This window comes from Streptomyces sp. NPDC008001, assembly GCF_042958085.1.
Classification (GTDB): Bacteria; Actinomycetota; Actinomycetes; order Streptomycetales; family Streptomycetaceae; genus Streptomyces.
The window spans coordinates 651,521-670,682 of the sequence record NZ_JBIBIZ010000001.1; the positions used below are offsets into that span (position 1 = coordinate 651,521).

Annotated in this window: 15 protein-coding genes and 1 pseudogene; 3 read left to right on the forward strand and 13 right to left on the reverse strand. The window is 72.1% G+C overall.

Annotated features, from left to right (window positions below):
* Positions 1-23: 23 nt before the first annotated feature.
* From ACFZCD_RS02425 to ACFZCD_RS02435, 3 genes are all read right to left on the reverse strand, one after another.
* A complete protein-coding gene (locus ACFZCD_RS02425; protein ID WP_391827020.1) occupies positions 24-197 on the reverse strand; it encodes a CsbD family protein in 174 nt (57 codons plus the stop codon).
* Between the two features lie 76 nt (positions 198-273).
* Complete coding sequence (locus ACFZCD_RS02430; RefSeq protein WP_391827022.1) at positions 274-1,476, reverse strand: winged helix DNA-binding domain-containing protein; 1,203 nt, start codon at positions 1,474-1,476, stop codon at positions 274-276.
* Positions 1,477-1,672: 196 nt separating this feature from the next.
* The gene (locus ACFZCD_RS02435; RefSeq protein WP_391827024.1) at positions 1,673-3,061 is read right to left on the reverse strand and encodes a cytochrome P450; all 1,389 of its coding nucleotides are present in this window, start codon (positions 3,059-3,061) and stop codon (positions 1,673-1,675) included.
* A 173-nt stretch (positions 3,062-3,234) separates the two neighbouring features.
* Between ACFZCD_RS02435 and ACFZCD_RS02440 the strand changes: the two genes are divergently transcribed.
* Together ACFZCD_RS02440 and ACFZCD_RS02445 are read left to right on the forward strand one after the other, a co-directional pair.
* Complete coding sequence (locus ACFZCD_RS02440; protein WP_391827026.1) at positions 3,235-4,002, forward strand: MerR family transcriptional regulator; 768 nt, start codon at positions 3,235-3,237, stop codon at positions 4,000-4,002.
* 51 nt (positions 4,003-4,053) lie between these two features.
* Positions 4,054-4,284: a hypothetical protein gene (locus ACFZCD_RS02445; protein ID WP_391827028.1), complete on the forward strand. Its 231-nt coding sequence runs from the start codon at positions 4,054-4,056 to the stop codon at positions 4,282-4,284.
* A gap of 9 nt (positions 4,285-4,293) precedes the next feature.
* Here the strand turns inward: ACFZCD_RS02445 and ACFZCD_RS02450 are convergent, their stop codons facing one another.
* Positions 4,294-5,550: a cytochrome P450 gene (locus ACFZCD_RS02450; protein WP_391827030.1), complete on the reverse strand. Its 1,257-nt coding sequence runs from the start codon at positions 5,548-5,550 to the stop codon at positions 4,294-4,296.
* 174 nt (positions 5,551-5,724) lie between these two features.
* Here ACFZCD_RS02450 and ACFZCD_RS02455 point away from each other — a divergent pair, with 174 nt between their 5' ends.
* Positions 5,725-6,405, forward strand: coding sequence for a TetR/AcrR family transcriptional regulator (locus ACFZCD_RS02455; RefSeq protein WP_391827032.1), 681 nt, complete (start codon positions 5,725-5,727; stop codon positions 6,403-6,405).
* Positions 6,406-6,469: 64 nt separating this feature from the next.
* On the opposite strand, the gene ACFZCD_RS02460 is transcribed toward ACFZCD_RS02455, so the two are convergent.
* From ACFZCD_RS02460 to ACFZCD_RS02500, 9 genes and pseudogenes are all read right to left on the reverse strand, one after another.
* Positions 6,470-7,234: a maleylpyruvate isomerase family mycothiol-dependent enzyme gene (locus ACFZCD_RS02460; RefSeq protein WP_391827034.1), complete on the reverse strand. Its 765-nt coding sequence runs from the start codon at positions 7,232-7,234 to the stop codon at positions 6,470-6,472.
* Between the two features lie 143 nt (positions 7,235-7,377).
* A complete protein-coding gene (locus tag ACFZCD_RS02465; protein WP_391827924.1) occupies positions 7,378-8,661 on the reverse strand; it encodes an aldehyde dehydrogenase family protein in 1,284 nt (427 codons plus the stop codon).
* Between the two features lie 132 nt (positions 8,662-8,793).
* A pseudogene (locus tag ACFZCD_RS02470) lies at positions 8,794-9,489 on the reverse strand (type 1 glutamine amidotransferase domain-containing protein); the annotation flags it as partial.
* 156 nt (positions 9,490-9,645) lie between these two features.
* Entirely contained in the window at positions 9,646-13,413 is a 3,768-nt protein-coding gene (locus tag ACFZCD_RS02475) for a hypothetical protein (protein WP_391827036.1), read from the reverse strand.
* Between the two features lie 4 nt (positions 13,414-13,417).
* Positions 13,418-15,166 (reverse strand): hypothetical protein, encoded by a 1,749-nt coding sequence (locus tag ACFZCD_RS02480; RefSeq protein ID WP_391827038.1) that lies wholly within the window; start codon positions 15,164-15,166, stop codon positions 13,418-13,420.
* A 61-nt stretch (positions 15,167-15,227) separates the two neighbouring features.
* Entirely contained in the window at positions 15,228-16,256 is a 1,029-nt protein-coding gene (locus tag ACFZCD_RS02485; RefSeq protein WP_391827040.1) for a polyprenyl synthetase family protein, read from the reverse strand.
* 3 nt (positions 16,257-16,259) lie between these two features.
* Positions 16,260-17,672, reverse strand: coding sequence for a hypothetical protein (locus tag ACFZCD_RS02490; protein ID WP_391827042.1), 1,413 nt, complete (start codon positions 17,670-17,672; stop codon positions 16,260-16,262).
* A gap of 96 nt (positions 17,673-17,768) precedes the next feature.
* Positions 17,769-18,140 carry a hypothetical protein gene (locus ACFZCD_RS02495; protein ID WP_391827044.1) on the reverse strand — a complete coding sequence of 124 codons (372 nt, stop codon included), beginning with the start codon at positions 18,138-18,140 and terminating at the stop codon, positions 17,769-17,771.
* Positions 18,141-18,204: 64 nt separating this feature from the next.
* Complete coding sequence (locus ACFZCD_RS02500; RefSeq protein WP_391827046.1) at positions 18,205-19,158, reverse strand: hypothetical protein; 954 nt, start codon at positions 19,156-19,158, stop codon at positions 18,205-18,207.
* Between the last annotated feature and the right edge of the window lie 4 nt (positions 19,159-19,162).

Consider the following 19,162-nt stretch of genomic DNA (forward strand, 5'->3'; position numbering starts at 1 on the left):
GGGAAAAGGAGTCCGTCTTCTCGTCAGTGCCGGAGAGCGTTCCGCGCGTGCTCGCCGGCCTGCTTCGCGTCCGCCTTGGCCTGCTCGGCCTTGCCCCGGGCCCGCTTGGCGTCGTTGCCGGTGACGGAACCCGTGGTTTCCTTGGCCTTGCCCTTGATCTTCTCGGCGGCGTTCTCCGCCTTCTTCTCGGCGCTCATCGATGCCTCCAGAGATGCGCTAGGCGTTCGGACACTCACGCGCCTTCCTCTTATGGGCTCCGGTAAACACGTTTCGTCAGGCGGCGAGCCGGCGTTCGAGCGGAGTGCGGTAGCAGGGGGTGACGCGGGTGCCGGCGAGGAAGGCGGTCAGACGCGCGGCTTCGTGCTCCACGGCACTGCGGGCCTCGCGCCCCGGGTCCGTGAGGAGGTGGTGGTTGATGCGGCCGTCCGGACGCTGGGCCCAGGCGCCGATGATGCGACCGTTCCACCAGACGGTGGGTCCGATGTTGCCGTTGCGGTCGAAGAGGGCCTTGGTGTGGTCGGGGTCGAGGTACCAGTTGCGGTTGCGCCATCCCATGGCCGTGGGGTCGAGGCCGGGCAGGAGGGACGCCGAGGGCTCGGGGGCGGCGGCCTCGTTCCCGCAGAGTCCGGCCAGGTCCTCCGGCAGGAGGTAGCCGGTGCCCTCGTCGAGCTCGACGGCCTGGGCGCCGGTCGCGGCGAGGGCCTTGCGGGTGTCCGTGAGGGTCCAGCCGGTCCACCACTTGAGGTCGTCGGTGGTGACAGGGCCGAAGGCAGCCAGGTAGTGGCGCGCCAGCTCCGTCTTCGCCGCGGCGGAGGGCACGTGAGGCAGCGGCCGGGCCGGAGCCCAGCGGAACTGTGCGGAGGTCCAGGATCCCGCCGGGCGGGAGCGGCGTATGCGCCCCTCGGCCGCCAGCACGCCCAGGACCGGAGAGCTGACCCGCTGCCGGGACTCGTACGGCTTGCCGGGAAAGGTGACGAGCTGCTCCCGGAGGTCGGGGACGGCGGTCGCCAGCTCGGCCGCGGTCGCCTCGCCGCGTGCCCCCAGAACCTTGAGCGTGGCCGCCTCCACGGCGGCGTAGCGGCGCTCGTCCCAGCCGAGGGCCTCGGACAGCCTGCTCATCGCGTCCGCGCGGTGCCGGTGGGCGTCCTTGACGGTCGCCGCGTGCACGGCCGGTGCCAGTGACGCGGGGACGACGAACATCGTGCGGCGCATGCACCGGATCCGGGCCAGCGCCGGGCCGGCGGCCCGTCCACCGGCCGGGGCGTCGTACAGCGCGGCGTCGATGGCGCCGACCGTCGGCGTGCGCAGACGAGCGGCCACGGAGAGGAAGACGGTCGCCGGATCCGTGGCGTGCAGGCCGACGAGGGCCGCGGCCACCTCGGGGGCGGTCGCCGCCCTCGTCGAGGGGGAGAGCAGGTGCCGGCCGGCGAGACGGGCGCGGCGCTGGGCGGCTGTGATGCGGGGCAGGGCGGTCACGGGTTGAGCTCCGGGGACGGCGGGGGCGAGGCGGCGGGTGTGTCAGCGGGCGTGGAGGCAGAAGGGCTGGCCGGAAGGGTCGAGGAGGACGGTCCAGTGCTTACTGCCGGGCCGGTGGTGTTCTTGCCGGGCATGGCGTTCTCCTCCGAGGGGGTGCTTCCGGTTCGGGGTGACCGTATGCGCGATGTAGGGCGCGTCATGTCCTAGAGCTCACGATCATGCGGATGTCATCGGCCGCCCACAGCACGAACCGTTCGATCGGCCTCACCTCGTGCCCCGGCGCGGGCCGGAAGCGGAAGCGCTTGAGCAGTACGGCCAGGATCAGCAAGGCCTCCACCATGGCCAGGGCTGCACCCTCGCAACTGCGCGGCCCCAGCCCGAACGGCACGTAGGCCGGCCTCGGCCGCTTGGCCGTCTCCTCGGGAGTGAACCGCTCGGGCACGAAACGCTCCGGCTCGGGCCAGTGCTCGGGGTTCATGTGGACGGCCCAGAAGGGATAGAAGACCGTCGCCCCGGCAGGGATCTCGTAGCCGCCCAGAGTGAGGGGCTCGGTGGTCTCCCGCGCGCCGTACGGGCCGGGCGTATAGAGCCGCATCGCTTCCTTGAGGACCATCTCCAGGTACGTCAGCCGCCGCAGGTCGGCGTACGCGGGTGCCGTACGGTCGCCGAGTACGCCGTCCAGCTCGTCGGCGACACGGTCGGCCACCGCCGGATGCCTGCCCAGCAGGTGCAGGGTCCACGACACGGCCACGCCCGTCGTGTGGTGGGCCGCCAGCATCGTCATCATCACGGTGTCGCGGATCCGGGCGGGCCGCTCACCGGCGTCGACGAGCGCTCCGATCAGATCGCTCCTGTCCGCCGGGCCGATCCTGTCCGCCGGGCCGCTTCCGCCCGCGCGGCTGCCGGAGGGGCCGCCGGAGCGGCGGGCTGCGATCACCTGGTCGACCGTCCCCCGCAGGAATGCCAGTGCCCGCTCGGCGCCCTTGGCCCGTTCCTCCCTCTCGGCCCGTTCCTCCTCCTCGTCCGCGCCGGGGTCCGGCACCTCGTAGAGCCGCCCCAGGTGCTCGGTGAGCACCTCCTCGAAGGCGGTGACGACGCTGTCCGGATCCGCGACCTCGCCGCCCAGCGCGTAGGCGCAGATCATCCGCAGCGACAGGGTGGTGAGATCCTTCTGCAACTCCACCGGGCCGCGTTCCGCCCGCGCCGCCCAGTCGTCCGCGAGCGCTGTCACCAGCGTGGTGAACCGGCCGAAATGCCGTTCGTGGGAGGGGCGTCCGGCCAGCACCGACAGCAGCAGCCGCCGCCACGGGCCGTGCTCGTCGGCCGGCATCACCTGCAAGTTGCCCGCCTCGCACAACGGCTCCAAGAACGCGAACAGCCGCTCCGGCCGCTTGTCGAGGTGCGCCGTGGCCTCCAGCAGTACGGGGTCGGCGACCGACACGGCCGTCTCGGCGCCCGGCAGCTGGAACCGCACGACGGGCCCGTACTCGGCGTGCAGTTGCCGTTGGTAGTGGTGCAGTCCTCCGGCCGCCACGACCGCACCGACCCCGCCGTCCGCCCGGGGTTCGGGTCCGGGAATGTCCATGGCCGATCCTCCTCACCGAGAGCATCCGCCTCGCAGCGCACCACTTACCGGCCGCTGAACGCAACCGTGAGCGGGCCACCTCCCCCCGAACGCCTGCCCTCGATGACAGCGTGCGGGGATGCCCGGCCGCCGCCGCTTGAACCTCACGCGGCGTCAGGTTGCATGGTTGTTCCATGACTGCTTTCACCAGCTGGAAGGTGGGCCCGCTCGCCGAGGCCAGCGGGCTGACCGTGCGCACCCTGCATCACTGGGACACCATCGGCCTGCTCAGCCCCTCGCAGCGCAGCGCGGGCGGGCACCGGGAGTACACCGAGGACGACCTCATCCGCCTCTATCAGGTGCTGGCGCTCCGCAGCCTGGGGCTGAGCCTGGAGACCATTGCCGTCTGCCTCGATGCGGGAGTCGACCCGGCCCGGCTGGTCCGGGACCACTTGGCCGGCGTCGAGGCGTCCATCGCCGCCCTCGACACCCTGCGGGACCGGCTCGTGCGGCTCGGCGGCGAGCTGGCGACCGGCCGGGCCCCGACGTCCACGGACCTGCTGGAAGCGCTGCGGGCGATCGGCGGCACCGGCCCCGAGCGCGAGCAGACACTGCGCCGTCACCTGGACGAGGACCAGGTGGAGGTCTTGCGGACCCGTGCCGCCGATCTGGGTCCCGCGATGCACTACCTGCTCGAAGTCGAGTGGCCGGAGCTGTACCGCCGGGCCGAGCGGCTCCGCGCGGCCGGAACCCCGCCCACGGACCGGAAGGTCCGCCGGCTGGTGGCCCGCATGGACGAGCTGAGCGCGTTGTTCACCGGAGGCGACGAAGGGATCTCCGCCGGCGTGCGCGACGCCTGGGAGGACGATCCGGCCGCCATGTCCGGCGATCCCGCCGCCCCGGCGGATGACTGGCGCGACCTGGCCGCGTACCTCGACCACGCCCGCCGCAGCACCGCCTGACCGTCCCGCCCGTACCCCCTGTCCTTTCCACCTCCTCGAAGGAGCCCGGCCATGAGCCGCCGAACCCGTATGCGCATCGCCCTGGCCTCGACGTTCCCCACTCTCCTGACCGTTCCGGTCTGCATCCTCCTGGCCGCGCTCGGCGTCGTGCCGTGGGGTCTTCTCCTCGCACTGCCGGTCGCACTCGCGGTGCACGCCGCCATCACGTTCTTCCGCCTCGGCGCGAAGCTGACCGAGCTGCCGGACACCGGGGGTTCCGGCCACGCGTCGACGGCCGGGTGAATCCTTCCGTCAGGCCTCGACGGAGCCGGTGGCCGCCGCAACGGGCTCAGCGTCGCCGGCCGTGAAGCGCACGGGCAGGCGGGTGATGCCGCGGATCAGGCCGGGCCGCCACGGTATGTCCGCCGGGTCGGCGTCCAGGGCCAGGTCCGGGAAGCGGTCGAGCAGGGCGCTGAAGGCGACCGTGGCCTCCAGCCGTGCGAGGGGCGCCCCCAGGCAGTGGTGGATGCCGTGGCCGAAGGCGGCGTGCCCGCCGCCGCTCGTCCGGGGGCGGCGGATGTCGAAGCGGTCCGGCTCCGGGAAGCGGTGCGGGTCGCGTGAGGCGGAGGCCAGCAGGACGAGGACGGACTCGCCGGCCGGGATGGTCGTCCCGTCGATCTCCAGCGGTTCGGCGGTCCAGCGGTACGCCGCGGAGGTCACCGGCCCCTCGTACCGCAGCATCTCCTCGATCGCCCCGGGCAGCAGGGACCGGTCGGCCTGCAGCGCCGCGAACTGCTCGGGGTGGCTGAGCAGCGCGTGCGTCCCGTTGGCCAGGAGGTTGACGGTCGTCTCGTGTCCGGCGACGAGCAGGACGAAGGCCATGCCGAGCAGTTCGTCCTGCGGCAGTCGCCGGCCCGTGGAGTCCTCGGCGCGGACCAGCGCGCTGAGCAGGTCGTCGCCGGGGGAGCGGAGCTTGGCCTCCAGCAGCTGGAGGAGGTAGCCGGTCATGGCGGCGGCCGCGGCGGTGGCGGACTCGACGGTGGGGGCGAAGACCATGCGGTCGGACCACGTGTGGAAGGAATCGTGGTCTTCTCGCGGCACGCCCAGGAGCTCGCCGATGACGGCGATGGGCAGCGGCCGCGCGAACGACGTGACCAGGTCGGCACGGCCCAGGGGCGCGACGGCGTCGAGCAGCTCGTGGGCGATCTGCTCGATGCGGGGCCGCAGGGCCTCGATGCGGCGGGAGGTGAACTCCCGCGCCACGATGCCCCGGAGACGGGTGTGGTCCGGCGGGTCGGTCTGCAGCATGTTGCGGCCGATGGCGTGGCCGCCGTCACCGGACCAGCGGGCGGAGTGGCGTACGTCGTTGCTCAGCCGCGGATCGGTGAGCGCGGCGCGCACGGCGTCGTACCCGACGACGACCCAGACGTCTCCGGCCCCCTCGGTGGGGACGCGGTGCACGGAGCTCTTCTCCCGCATGTGGGCGAGGACGGGGTACGGATCGGCTGCGAAGTCGGTGCCGGCCGGGGCGAGGCCGTCGAAGAGGGGCATGGTGGTCACGGTCGTCATCCCTTCTAAGCGGGGAGAGCTCCCCGCTTACGGATCACGACCGTAACAGCTAACCGGGGAGTGGTCCACGCTTAACTTGCTAGGCTGCAGCCTCGTAAGCGAGCAAGCAGCCGAGTGAGCAAGCGGGCAAGCGAGCAAGCGGGCAGAACGGCGAACGCGGGAGCGGTGAGACCAGTGACGGGCAGTGGCACGGGGCGGGAGAACGGCGGCGCACCCCTGCGCCGGGACGCCCGGCGCAACCGCGAGCTCCTCCTCGCCGCCGCTCGGGAGATCTACGCCGAACAGGGCCTGGGCGCCCCCCTGGACGAGATCGCCCGCCGCGCGGGCGTCGGCAACGCCACGCTCTACCGGCGCTTTCCCACCCGGGGCGCACTCGTCGAGGCGGTCTTCGGAGAGGGGCTGAGCGACACCCTCCGCCGCGGTGACGAGGCGCGGAAGGCCGGAGACCCCTGGGAGGGCCTGGTCCGCTACCTGGAGTACATCTTCGAGGGCCTGGCGGCGGACCGGGGTGCCAACGACCTGATGACGACCGGCATCCCGGACATCCCGACGCTGGACGCCCTCAAGACCCACCACCACGAGACGGTGACCCTCCTGCTGTCGCGCGCCCGCGACCAGGGCGTCGTACGCGACGACGTGACCGTCGAGGACCTGCTCTTCGCCCTGGCCGCGCTGGGACGCGTGGTGCCGGCATCGGCCGCCGTGGCCCCCGGGGCCTGGCGCCGCCAGCTCCACCTGCTCCTCGCGGGCCTGCGCACGGAGCCCGCGACGCACCCTTTGCCGGCCGCCCCCCTCACCGACCGTCAGCTGACGGCCGCCCTCAACGCACTGGCGAGCCCCGCCACGCAAGCCTGACGAGGCAGCGTGACGGGGCGGGTGTGACGAAGGGGGCTGACGGGTCTCGCGTGCGCGATCGTCGTCAGAAGGCCGAGTGAGCGAACCAGTGGGCGAGCAGGTCCTGGTCGCCCAGGAGCCGGAAGGTGTCGCCGGTGCGGTCCAGGCGGCCGTAGAGGAGCAGGAGCAGGTCCGCGGCCGACCCCTGGACTGTGGCGTCCGCCGGGTTCGCGGATTCGGCGTCGTCGGCCACCAGCCCGAAGCCGTCGGGGCGCAGGCGGATCAGCCAGGTCTCGTCGCCGTCCGTGCAGGTGAAACGGAGGGTCCGGCCGGGGCCGCGCAGTTCGGCGGTCCGCGGCGCGAAGAAGGAGGCGAACGGCAGGTTGGTGAGGAACTCGTCGACGCCGTCCACCGCCAGTACGCGGTCGATGTGCGGTACGCGCCCCAGCGCGAGCTCCGCGTCGGCCCGGTGCACGAGCGTCTCGAAGAGCATGCGGCGGATCCAGAACCGGGCGTGCTGGTCGAGCCCCCAGGCCCACATCGGCGCGTCCGGGTCGGTGGCCGCGAACGCCTTCGCCGACTCCGCGGCGCTCCGCGCCAGCCAGTCCGGGTAGTCCTCGGGCCGCTCCGGCAGCTGCAGGTCCACCTCCCGGCTCGTGGGCGGCTGCTGGATGCGCTGCCGCAGCAGCACGGTGAACCAGCGGTGCACGCTGCCCGTGTGCCGGGTCAGGTCGGCCAGGTTCCAGTCCGGGCAGGACGGCACGGGGGTGGCGAGGTCGGATCCCTCGACCGTGTCGGCGAATCGTGCGGTCTCCGCCGCGACGGCCGCGATGTGGTCGGCTGGCTTCATGTCTGACGTCCTTCTGGTAGCGGTGCCCCGGTGCCCGGGTCGGCGGGGACGGGGGAAACAGGCGGGCGGGCGGCGGCCGGGCCGGTCGGACCCGGGCCCGGATCCGGATCCAGGCCGGGATCCAAGCCCAGGCCCGGACCCGGTCAGGCCAGCGGCTTGTCGAGTACGGCCTTGGAGTGGCTGAACGTGTCGATGGAGTACTCGCCGTGGTACCGCCCCATGCCGCTCTCGCCCACACCGCCGAACGGCAGCTCGGGCACGGCCAGGTGGGAGACGGGCAGACCGAAGGCCAGCGCGCCGGACGAGGTCTCGTCGGCCAGCCGCTGCTTGGTCCGCGGCGAGTCGGTGAAGGCGTACAGGGCGAGCGGCTTGTCGCGCTCGTTGACGAAGGCGATCGCCGCGTCCAGGTCGGGCACGCCGATCACCGGCAGGATCGGCCCGAAGATCTCCTCCTGCATCACCGGGGCCTCCGGGGAGACGTCCGCGAGCACGGTCGGGGCGAGGTAGCGGCTCGCCCGGTCGTGCGTCCCGCCGGTGACGGTGCGGCCCTCGCCCAGGAGCCGCGCCAGCCGGTCGAAGTGCCGCTCGTTGACGATCCGCCCGTACTCCTCGTGGGCCGACGGGTCCGGGCCGTACTGCTCCCGGACGGCTGCGGCCAGGTGCTCTTCGAGGGCGGTGGCGGTGTCGCCGATGGCGAGCACGTAGTCCGGTGCGACGCACGTCTGACCGGCGTTGAGGAACTTGCCGCGGACGATCCGCCGGGCCGTGGCCGCCAGGTCGGCTCCGGGCTCGACGAGCACGGGGCTCTTGCCGCCGAGCTCCAGGGTCACGGGGGTCAGGTTCCGGGCGGCGGCGGCCATCACGATGCGTCCGACCGCGCCGTTGCCGGTGTAGAAGATGTGGTCGAAGCGCTGTTCCAGCAGTGCGGTGGTCTCCGCGACGGCGCCCTCCACGACCGCGACGGCCTGCGGGTCGAGGTAGCGCGGCAGCAGCCGGGCCAGGGCCGCCGACGTGGCCGGTGCCAGCTCGCTGGGCTTGACCACGGCCGCGTTTCCGGCGGCCAGCGCACCCACCAGCGGGGCCAGGGCGAGCTGCAGCGGATAGTTCCACGGCGCGATGACCAGCACCACGCCGAGCGGGTCACGGACCACCCGCGCCTCGGCCGGCCGGAAGGCCTCCGGCACGGAGACCGGCCGGGGAGCCAGCCACTCCGCCAGGTGCGCGACGGTGTGGTCCAGCTCGTTGAGGGTGAAGCCGATCTCGGTGCGGTACGCCTCCTGCGGGCCCTTGCCCAGGTCGGCGCGGAGGGCGGCGAGGAACACGTCGGTCTGCTCGGTGAGCAGCGTGCGCAGTGCGTGCAGCTGGCCGAGCCGCCAGGCGAGCGGCTTGGTGCGACCGGTGGCGAAGCCGGCCCGCAGCCGGGTCACGGTGGCGGCCGGATCCGCGGCGGGTGCGGCATCTGCTTCGGCACCGGCTTCGGTAGCGGCACCGGCTTCGGCTGCGGCATCGGCTATGGCAGCGGCCGCGTCTGCGGCGTCCGCTTCGGTGGCCGGCGCGGAGCCCGTCGCGGAGACCAGGGCCCGGGCCAGGTCCGCTGACGAGGCCGGGTTCTGGCCGGTGTAGAGGTTGCGGTCGACGACGATGTGCGGCGTGAAGGGATCCGCGGCGACGAAGTCGGCGCCGAGCCCGGTGAGGCGGTCCTGGAGCAGCCAGGGCGCCCGGTCGGCGAAGCCCGCCGCGGCCTCCTCGGCGTTGCTGAAGGCAGTCATCCGGTACCCGGCGAACGGCCAGCCGCCGTCCTCCCGGCGGGCGGCGAGCAGTGCGGCGGGCGCGTGGCAGAGCACGGCGACCGGCTTGCCCGCGTCGAGCGTGCGGGTGAGGATCCGGCCGGAGGCGGGGTTGCGGGAGAGGTCCTCCATCGGGCCGTGGCCGCCGGGGTAGAAGACCAGGTCGTAGTCGTCCGGGTCGATCTCTTCCAGGACCGCCGGGGCGCCGAGCTCCGCCTTCATGGCGTCGAGGTACGCGGCGATGCGGTCGGCCCGCTCCTGCCCACCGCCGGCCTCGGGGCTCAGGCTGACCGGATCCACCGGGGCGGCGGCCCCGCCGGGCGTCGCGATGGTGACCCGGTAGCCCGCCTCACGGAAGATCCGGTGCGGTTCTGCGAGCTCCTCGGCCCAGAATCCGGTCGGGTGCGGGGTGCCGTCGGCCAGGGTCCAGTGGCCGGCACCGGTGACGACGAAGAGGGCGGAAGTCATGACGAGAGCTCCAGAGGACGGGCGGCAGCGCTTAAGCACCTAGATGATTCATGTGCTCAAGTAATACGGTGAAGGTAAACCTCAATGATTGAGGTTGTCAATTACAACGAAGTCCGCCCGGCGCGTGCGCGCGCCGGGCGGACCCCAGGGGATGCTTCAGGTGAGCTGCGCGGCGCCGGTGGTGGCGCAGTTCTTGATGGCGTCCCAGATGCCTTCGCCCAGCTCGGCGAAGAGCTTCTCCGGGTTGTTCTGCAGCCAGGAGACGATGTCGTCCCACTTGCCGATGGAGAACTGCTGGTCGAACGTGAAGTGGACCAGGTGGACGTCCAGCAGATAGGCGTCGCAGTCCGCCTTCAGGTGCAGGCTGACGCCGTGGGCGTCGACCGAGAGGTCGAAGCCACCCCCCGCGTGGATGCCGACCAGGTTCCCGGCGGGGACGGGGATGCCGCCGAGGACCACCCCCCGCGGAATGGTGACGTCGAAGCCCAGCTTGACGTCGGCCTTGGCGCGGAATCCGGAGCTGCTGAGCGTGCAGCTCATGTCGCCGTGGAGGATGTCGAGCAGGTCGGCGGCGAGGGTGAAGGCGAAGCCTTCGTTGCCGAGCAGCGCCTCGATCTCGGCCGAGAGCCCGAGGAGGTCGAGCTTTCCGGAGAGGTAGAAGATCTTCTTCGGGAGCTTCCCGCTCCTGATGCCCCGGGTGTCGAGCAGGTACTGCGGGCCCTTGGCGCCGCTCGCGTCCGAGAGGGTGAAGACATCGGCCAGCTTGAGCGGCTGGGCGATGGTGCTGGACGCGTAGAGGCCGTCGTCGCTGACGTTGACCTCGAAGCGCCAGTTGTTCCCGGAGAAGTCGATGTCGCCCTTGGCGTAGAAGCCTTGCTTCCATTCCTCGTGGGTGACCGGGTTGGTCCAGCCTCCGGAGGCGGTCACGACACAGATCGCGAGCTTGTGGAGCACGATCTGCCGGAGGAAGGCGAGCCAGTCCGGCGGCGTGACGAGGACGGCGAGCATGTCCCAGATCGAAATGCCGGCGTCCTGGTGGACGGTCCCCAGGTCGAAGCGGAAGACGGTGACGAAGGGTTCCGGCTCGAAGCCGCCCTCGATGTCGAGGTCCAGAGCGGCCTCACCGATGTCCACCGAGCCGCCCGCGCCCAGGGTGAGGCCGGACCCCGTCCCGTAGCCGATCTGCATGTAGAAGTCGCGGACGGTGAATCCTTCGACGCCGAAGGCGTTCTTCCAGGCGGGGCGGTCATCGCCGGGGGGCGCCCCGGTGAGCCCGGCGAGGCGGCTCGCCGTTTCGCGGACCAGCTCGTAAGGGGTGGTGTCGCGGGCGAGGCCGAGGGTGGCGTCGTGGACGAGGCGCCCGTCGGCACCCGGAACGGGGTCGGCGGTGAGCAGGGTGTGCCCGGGAGCCCGCAGGGCGTACGCGAGCTGGTGCGGCTCCGGCCGGCCCGCGACGGCGCCTTCCGCCTCAGAACCGGCGGGCTTGAGGACCAGGAAGAGGTGGAACTCGGTGCCCTTGAGCGCCCCTCCGGCCACGAACTGGAGCAGCGTCGCGGGAGCGGACCCGACGGCCGGGACGGAGAAGTTCCACGAGGTCCGGAGGGACACCTCCCGCTTCGCCGGGCGGAACGCCAGGGTGATGCCGCCGAAGCCCTCCCGCGTCTTCTGGTCCGCGATGGACGCGGTGAACTCGGATTCCTGGACCGGGGTGGTGAGCCGGGCCGTCAGGTGGATTCCGCCGGCGTCCTGGAACAGTACGTGCAGGGGCTCCAGCGGGCCGGTCAGCCCGAGTTCGGTGAAGAAGGTGAGGCCCTTGTCCAGCGTCGCGGGCAGGGTGTCGGGCGGCGTGGCCCCGGCGTCGACGGCCACTCCGTCGGCCGAGCTGACGGCGAGCCCGGACTTGGCGAAGGTCATGCCATTGAGGAAGCCGAGCACTGACGCCCAGCCGGGCACGTCGCCCGGCGACCAGACCCAGTCCTGCTGCCAGAAGGCGGCGGCGAACAGGGTGCCGCCTTCCGGTTTCTTCGCGGCCTTGCCCACGAAGGTCAGCTGCGCGTCACCGAAGCGGGCCGTGGTGCTGACCGCCAGCTCGTAACCGTTGGCCCTCGTCGATTGCCCCGCCTGCATGTCCCCGACGCGTACGGTCACGGCGGGGTGGAGGAGGGAGACCTGCGGCAGGTTCTCGGGGAGCGGCACGTCGGCGCGGCAGGCGAGGGCCTGCAGGAGTGCGGTGAGGTCGAGGTCGGGGAACGCTCCGTCGAGCTCGAAGGCGCCGGGGATGCTCCACTTCGCGGAGAACGCGACGGGGGCGCCGCCCCCGTTGCCGGACTCGGCGGGGCCGAGTTCGGCTTTGGCCGACAGGACACCGGTGGTGCGCGAGCCAGTGGTCCGCGAGTCGGTGGTCCGTAAGCCGGGAGTCCGTGCGTCGGCGGTCCGTGGCCCGCCGACCCCGTCCCCGGCTGCGATGCCCTTCCACTGCTCCGCCTCGCCACCGCTGCGGGTCAGCACCAGCCCGGCCTCGGTCAGCCGGATGCGGGCGGCGCCCACCTCGATGCCCCACTGGGAGGAGACGGACGCCTCGACCTCGTACACGCCCTTCTTCGGCGTCGCGGTGCCGGAGAACTTCTTCAGCGTCAGGTCCGGTGTGCCGGTGAGGTCGGCGTGCGGCAGGAAGTGCTGGAGGACGTCCTGGAGCCGGGCGGGGGTGCTCTCGTCGAGGGTGAGCCGGAAGGTGCCCGGAGGTATCTCCGCGGTGGCGTGGAGGCTGATGCTGCCCGCGACGGTGAAGTCGCCGTGCCCGGTGACGGTCGCCTTGCGGGACTCCTTGAGCGGGTCGGCGACGGTCAGGCCGGCGCCCACGGAAGTGAGGGTGAGGTCGTCGCCCGCGATCGGCCAGACGGTGCCGGGCAGGGTCTCGACGGAGGCGGTGACCTGGGTCAGTGCCGCCGGCAGCCCGCCCTGACCCAGCCGGGACGGATCGATGGTGGCGGTCAGGGCGGTGAGGCGGACGTGGTCGCCGAGCGCGAAGCCCTCCTGGTCGACGAGCCGGTGGACCGCGGCGCCGGTGCCCTTCCAGGCGGCGAGGTCGGCCGGGGCGACCTGTCCGGGCAGCCGGTCCGCGCTGAGCACGAGTGCCCCGCCACCGGCCGGTGGCGGGGCGCTGATCGTCGCCCCGGCACCCTGCCCCAGGGTCAGCTCCGCGGCCAGCCGCAGCCCGTACGTGAGCGGCGAGCCGTTCACCGGGCAGGCGCCGTTCGCCTCGCTGCCGTTCGCCTCGTTGCCGCGCGATCCGGCCCAGAGGAAGAAGGACGCGGAGAACTCCCCGTCCGTCCGGGGCACCGAGCGCAGGTCCATGACGGTCTGTACGGGTTCGCCGGGCCGGCGTACGACGGAACCCGTCAGCGACAGGGCGCCGGGCCGGGGCCGGACCAGCGCGGCGAGGGCGCCGAGCGGTGCCGGGTCCGTCACCGCGGCGGCGTGGAAGGTCAGCCCCGGGTCGAGTGCGGGGTATCCGCCGCGGGCGGGCCGGGCCACCGAGGTGAGCAGGAGCGCGGGCGGCGCGGGGAAGGCCAGGGCTGCCAGGTCGCTGCCGTCGGTAGCGGGGAAGGACGTGGCGAAGGTCCAGTCCCCGGGGACGACGAGCGGGACGTAGAGCGTGGGGTCGTGGTCGACGGGGTCGATCCCGAACTCGATTCCGTGGACCGGCAGATCGTCCAGACCGAGCTCGCCGCCGTCGAGCGTGCCGTGGACGACCACCGCGTCGTCGCTGTCCTCGCGCTGCACCTCGGTTACGGTGAGGGTGCCGCCCAGCCAGGTGTTGGTCAGTGCGGTGGCGAGGCCGGTTCCGAGGTCGGTGCCGGGGAGGGCGAGGGTGCCGTCCTGGGTGTGCCGGGTGATCAGGGCGCGGAGTTCTTCGATCGTCATGCGGTCAGTCCCCGAGCTTGGTGCGGATGACCGTGCGGGCGTTGGTGGTGAGGGCATCGGCGATCTTGGTCCGGTTCGAGTCCGCCGTGTCCTGCAGCCCCTTGATGATCTTCTGTTTGACCTCGTCCTTGTTCAGCACTTCCTGGATGACCTTGTCCCAGGGGCTGGGCTCCTCCAGGTGGATCGTGACCTGCAGGTCCTGCGGCGCGACGGCGAGGGCGAGGGAGTCCAGGCCGATGGTGAGCTCGTCGGCGTCGCGGCCGGTGAAGGACAGACCGGCCGTCACCGAGGGCTTGGTGACGGTGACGGTGACGCTGCCCTTGATGGTGTCGTCGTCGTCCGGCGCCGTGTCGTCGTCCTGCGCCGTGGCGCCGCTCTCGGTGCCGGGAAACGCGATGACGCCCGTGCCGGTGACGGTGAGCGGGGGCGGGGGCACCTTCGCGTCCCCGGTGATGCGGCCGAACCGCAGGGTCGTCCCGATGCCGCCCTCGGTGAGCCGGGCGTCCTCGACGGGGACGAGGACGTTGGAGATGCCGGTCGCCTTGACGCCCTCGAAGGAGATCTTGGCCTGTGCGACGCCGATCTTGTACGTACCGAGGTCCATGTCCCCGAGGGCGTACGGTTCGAGCACCGGGTCCGTCGCCCCCAGGACGACGGCCGGGGGGTAGAAGCCGGACCCGGTGTCGTTCACGGAGGCCCGCAGCCGGTCGAAGAGGTAGACCTCCAGCGGCCCGTACTTCGCCGGGAAGCCGCTGTCGTACGACGGCAGGCTGCCCGCCGGCACCGCGCCGAGGACGCCGTCGAGCGCCTTGGCCAGCTGGGTGGTGACCGTGGCCGAGAACTGGTCGCGGAAGGACTGGTCGTCCAGGGCGCCGACGAGCTTCGCGGTGAGCGCCTGGCGGGCCCCCTCGCTGTTGAAGGCGTCGGCCGCCGCGTCCTTCCAGCCCTCCAGGGTGTCCTCGTCGATGGTGCTTCCCTCGACCGTCAGGGAATCCCTGTCGAGCCGGAACGCCGGCCGGGAGACGACCTTGATCTGCTCCACGGTCAGCAGCGGTGTGCGGTCCGCGCCGGTGCCGGCGGTCTCGGCGCGGAGCACGACGTCGAAGGCCAGGTCCGTGGCCGTCAGCCGGAACTGCCCGTGGCCCTCGATCTGCTGGCGCGGCCACTCCACTCCCTCCAGGCCCTTCACCACGACCTTCGTCGGCGGCTTCAGGTCACCGCCGCTCGCGGGGGAGTCGATCACGACGACGCGCTGGACCAGGCTGTACGTCCCCGTGACCGTGATCTGCTTCTCCCACCCGTGCGTGTCGTACGCGGCGGTGGTGACCCGGACCGTGCCCCGGTACCCGTCCTTGGTGGGCGTGAGGTCGCGCAGTTCGCCGACCGAGGCGTTCGCCAGGCCCGTGACCGTGACGGTGGACAGGGACAGCCCGGGGTAGGGCTGGTCGGCGTCGCGCTGGCTGGTGAAGGCGTCCAGGTTGTCCGGGAGCCCGGGCACGCCCTGGGCCTTCGCGATGTCGAAGGCGCCGCCCACGAAAACCCACCACGAGTCGCTGATGGTGTCGCCGATCGTCGTGCCCTCGTCGCCGCCCAGCTGACCTATGTCCCAGGTGTCGACCGTCAGGGGGTTCAGCGAACGGCCGTCGGACGTGCGGACGTCCTTGAGGACGGTGGGCAGCCAGTAAGGGCTGTCCGGGTTGTTGATGCGCTTGTACATGGTGGCGTAGACGAAGTCGAGCAGCTTGGTGGCCACGGGCCTCTCCTTCCGGGTGGGGGGCTTGGTGTTCTCGCTCTTGGCACGGCCGCCGGGCTGCTCAGACCCCGCGGTCCACGACGTGCAGGGCCAGGTCCTCCAGTGCGTAGCGGTACCGTCCGGCCGGGAACGGGCGCAGCAGCTCGACGGCCTCCAGCGCCTGGGCGCGTGCGTCGGCGTACGCGCGCGAGAACCCGGAGCCGCCGCGGACCTCGGCGAGCGTGCGCTCCAGTGCGCCGGGGTCGGTCACCTCGCCGCGCATGATGCGGCTGACCGCGTGGTCCGGTCCCCAGTCCTGCATGACGTAGATCAGGGGCAGGGACGCGCGGCGGCGCAGCAGGTCCATGCCGCGCGGCTTGCCGGACCCGGACTCGTCCTGGGCCAGGTCGAAGAGGTCGTCCATGACCTGCAGGGAGCGCCCGAGCCGCCGTCCGTAGAACCCGGCCCGCCGGGCGTCGCCGGTGTGCCCGTCGGCCAGCGCGACCCCGGCCTCGGCCGCCAGGCCGAACAGTGCGGCGGTCTTGCGGTCCGCGGTGCGCCAGTAGGTGCCGGCCAGACGCACCGGGTCCTCGGAGAGGTCCGTGCGCAGTTCGTCGAGCTCGCCGCAGCCGATCTGGAACGCCGTGTCGAGGACGAGCTCGATCAGCCCCATGTCGCTGTCCCGGTCGATCGTGCCCACGAAGCCACGGATGGCCTGGACGAACTGCAGGTCGCCGACGAGCACCGCGGTCTCGGTGCCGCGTGCGGCGTTGACCGAGGGCAGGCCGCGACGGAGCGCGGCGCCGTCCACGATGTCGTCGTGGATCAGCGTCGCGACGTGCAGCATCTCCAGTGAGACGGCACCCTGGAGCACCTTGTCCGGCAGCGGCGCGGAGCCGTGCACCATGCGGGCGGCCAGCAGCAGGACGGCCGGACGCAGCCGCTTGCCGTGCCGGTAGAGGGCGCGTTCGCCGTCGGTGAGGTACTCCTGCTGCGGGGCCAGGGCCTGCTCCAGGAACGTCTCGAAGCGCGGCAGATCGGCGGCCAGCAGGTCCGTCCACACGGCGCCGAGGACGTCCTCGGCGGGGGTGGTGGTGTCGAGGCTGAGCACGGATCAGGACCGCCCGTCCTGCGGGTGGGCGTATCCGGTCATGCCGGTGAGCGCGGCGTGCCGGACGGTCTCGGCGACCGCGTCGCTCAGCAGGTGGCGCACGAACCGCATGGAGGTGAGCCGTTCCCGGGCCACGTCCGCGGCCGTTCCCTGCCAGCCCGCGTCGTCGATCTGCAGGGTGAGGTCCGGGAGTTCCACGCTCGCGTCCACCGGTGTGCCGTCCGGTGCCAGGCGGGTGGTGATGCGGACGCCTTCCAGGCGTGCCCCGCACTCGCCCGTGTGCAGGGTGTCGGTCGCGCGGGGGCTCTGTTCCGCGTGGTCGTGGTAGGCGGCGGCGCCCACCTGCTGGACGATGGCGCGGTCCTCGTCGGACAGCGCGATCCAGCCCGGCTGATGCTCCGGCTCGTTCTCCCGGAGGGCCGGGGCCGCCTCTCCCGCCCCGATGCCGAGAGCGGCCAGGCCGTCGTAGCGGGCCATCTCCTCGGCGGAGACCGCCGGGAGCTCTCCGGAGTGCTGGTCGATGGCCGCGTAGACGGCGTCCTGGTTCATCGGGGTGGTCTGCTGGTCGTTGTTACCGGTCTGATGGACCGCCTTGGAGAACCTCTCGGTGGCCTTGGCCGCGTCGCGGAAGCGGCTCGCCTTGCCCGGATCGGTGTGCTCGATCACCTTGGCCGCGGTGTTGAGCGTGGAGACGACCGTGGTGCGCTGCCGCCAGGCGTGCAGGTTGTACGCGACGTCCGTCTGCGGGTCCTGCCAGTCGTTGACCGGCGGCTGGGCGTCGAGGGACGCGTCCGGGTCCGTAGCGCCGTAGGTGTGCTCCGACATGCGCTGGGTGGTGCCCTTCTCGGCCCACTTCGTCCGCAGGTTCCGGGACGTCTGGGAGTCGTCGTTGAAGACGTCGTAGTAGCTCTCGTTGTGCGTGCCGTACTCGATGAGTACCTGGCGGCCCTGCTCGGTCTTCATCAGCTTGGTGCGGTGGGCGTCGGCGCGATCGGTCCATCGCTTGACCGTCCGGGGATCCGGGTGGCCGGGCCCCGACGGCCGGGCGCCGGCGGGCAGCGTGGGCCGCACGGCCTCTTCCGAAAGTGGGCGCAGGTTGCCGGCGGTGTCGATCTCCCGGATCTCGTCGGGGCGGGCGTCGAGGGCGTAGCGGCCGGTGAGGACGAGCGCCGGGATGTGCCGGGTGACGTGCCGAACACCGCCGCGGGTCTCGTCGGCGATCGTCTCCGGCCGGCCCTCGGTGCGTAACCGGAGTGCGCCGAGGCGGAAACTCAGGGCACCGGTCGGGTAGTCGAGGGTGTCCGGCATCTCCACGCCGCGGGCGAGGGGGTAACCGGGGGTGTCGGCCAGGTGGGGCGTGTCGGCCGCACCGCCGGGCTGGGCGTCACCGGGCTGCGGGGGCTTGGGCGTACTCAACGGGTCTCCTGCGGTGGTCGGTCGGAAGGGCGCGGTGGGTGGGTGCTGTGCGGGTGCGGCGGCCGGGGCGGACTGGGGCCCGGGGCGCGAGGCGGGTCAGGAGACGGTGAACGTCCCGCTGACCATGAGCATCCCGTTGTGGGAGCCCAGCTCCGGTGACGTCAGCTTCACGGACACGGTCTGGTCCTGGACGGTGATGTCGGTGCCGATGGGCTTCTTGAGCGGGATGTCGGCGGACTTCTTGCCTTCGAGCTTGTCCTTGACGACCTTGGGGGCCGCGAGGGCCAGCAGGTTGGCGGGCGCGGCGAGCAGCAGGGCTGCGGGGGTCTTCGGATCCAGCTTGACGCTGTTCAGGACGATCTTCTCCAGCGTCGCGGAGAGGGCCGTGTCCGACAGTCCTGTGGCCTTGAAGGTGACGTTGGGGACGGGCGGGTCGAGGACGACCTCGAAGTCGACGACAGCGTTCACGTGTGCAGACTCCTGGGTGGTGGGACGACGGAACGGGGCTCAGGGCTACAAGGCCCCTCAGGGCTCAGGACTCCTGAGAGGCCTTGAACAGCGCACATCCCTTGCCGGGGGCGACGGAGAAGAGATCCAGTCCCACGGACCAGGGGATGTCGAAGTCGGCCGAGATCGAGGTGGGGTCGTTCTCGTCGACCTTGACGTTGCTCGCCTGACGGAACCTGGCTTTCCACCACACCGAGCCGACGCCGGTCAGGGTCCTGTCGTCGTCGGCCAGCTGCGTGTCGCGCCACTGGTCGAGGGCGCCCTGCAGGAGGCGGGCCATGAGGTCCCGGCCGAGGAGGACGAACACCTGCTTGTCCGAGGGCCAGTCGGCGGGTGCGGCGGCGTCGGAACCCGTGGCGGCGGTGGCCGCGGTGGCGGCTCGTTGGACGTTCGCGGCGGCCGTGAGGACCAGATGGGTCCCGGTGACCGCCAGGAGCGAGGGGGTGAGGGCGACCTGCTGCCCGAAGAGGTCCTGGACGGGCGGCTTCACGCCGTTGACCAGGGTCTTGGCCTGGTCCAGGAGGGTCGGCACGATCACCTTGTCGACCATGATCCGCGTGACCTTGTCGGGGATTGCGGACAGCCACACCCCGAGCGGCACGACGGTGATGCCACCGCCGTCCACCGTGATCTGCACCGCGACTTTGACCTCGCTGACGCCCTGGAGGGGAGGCGAGTCGTCGATGGTGCACGTCACCTGCAGCTGCGGGGCGTGAATCTGGAGGACGCCCGTGTCCGGCAGGTCCGTGACGCCCTGCGCCTTGATCATCTTGCTCCAGAGATCGGCGTCGGGCTTCTCCAGGGCGAGCTCGGGCGGTTCCAGGAAGTCCCAGCCGAAGGTGTACGTGATGCCGTCGGTGGTCGTGGGGCCTTCGGTGCCCTGGAACACCGGGCGGTGCTGACTGTGAAGGCTTTTCAGCCCCGAGTTGAGCGCGTCGGCGTGCATTCCGAGGGCGAAGTCATATGGCGTATCGGTCACGCAA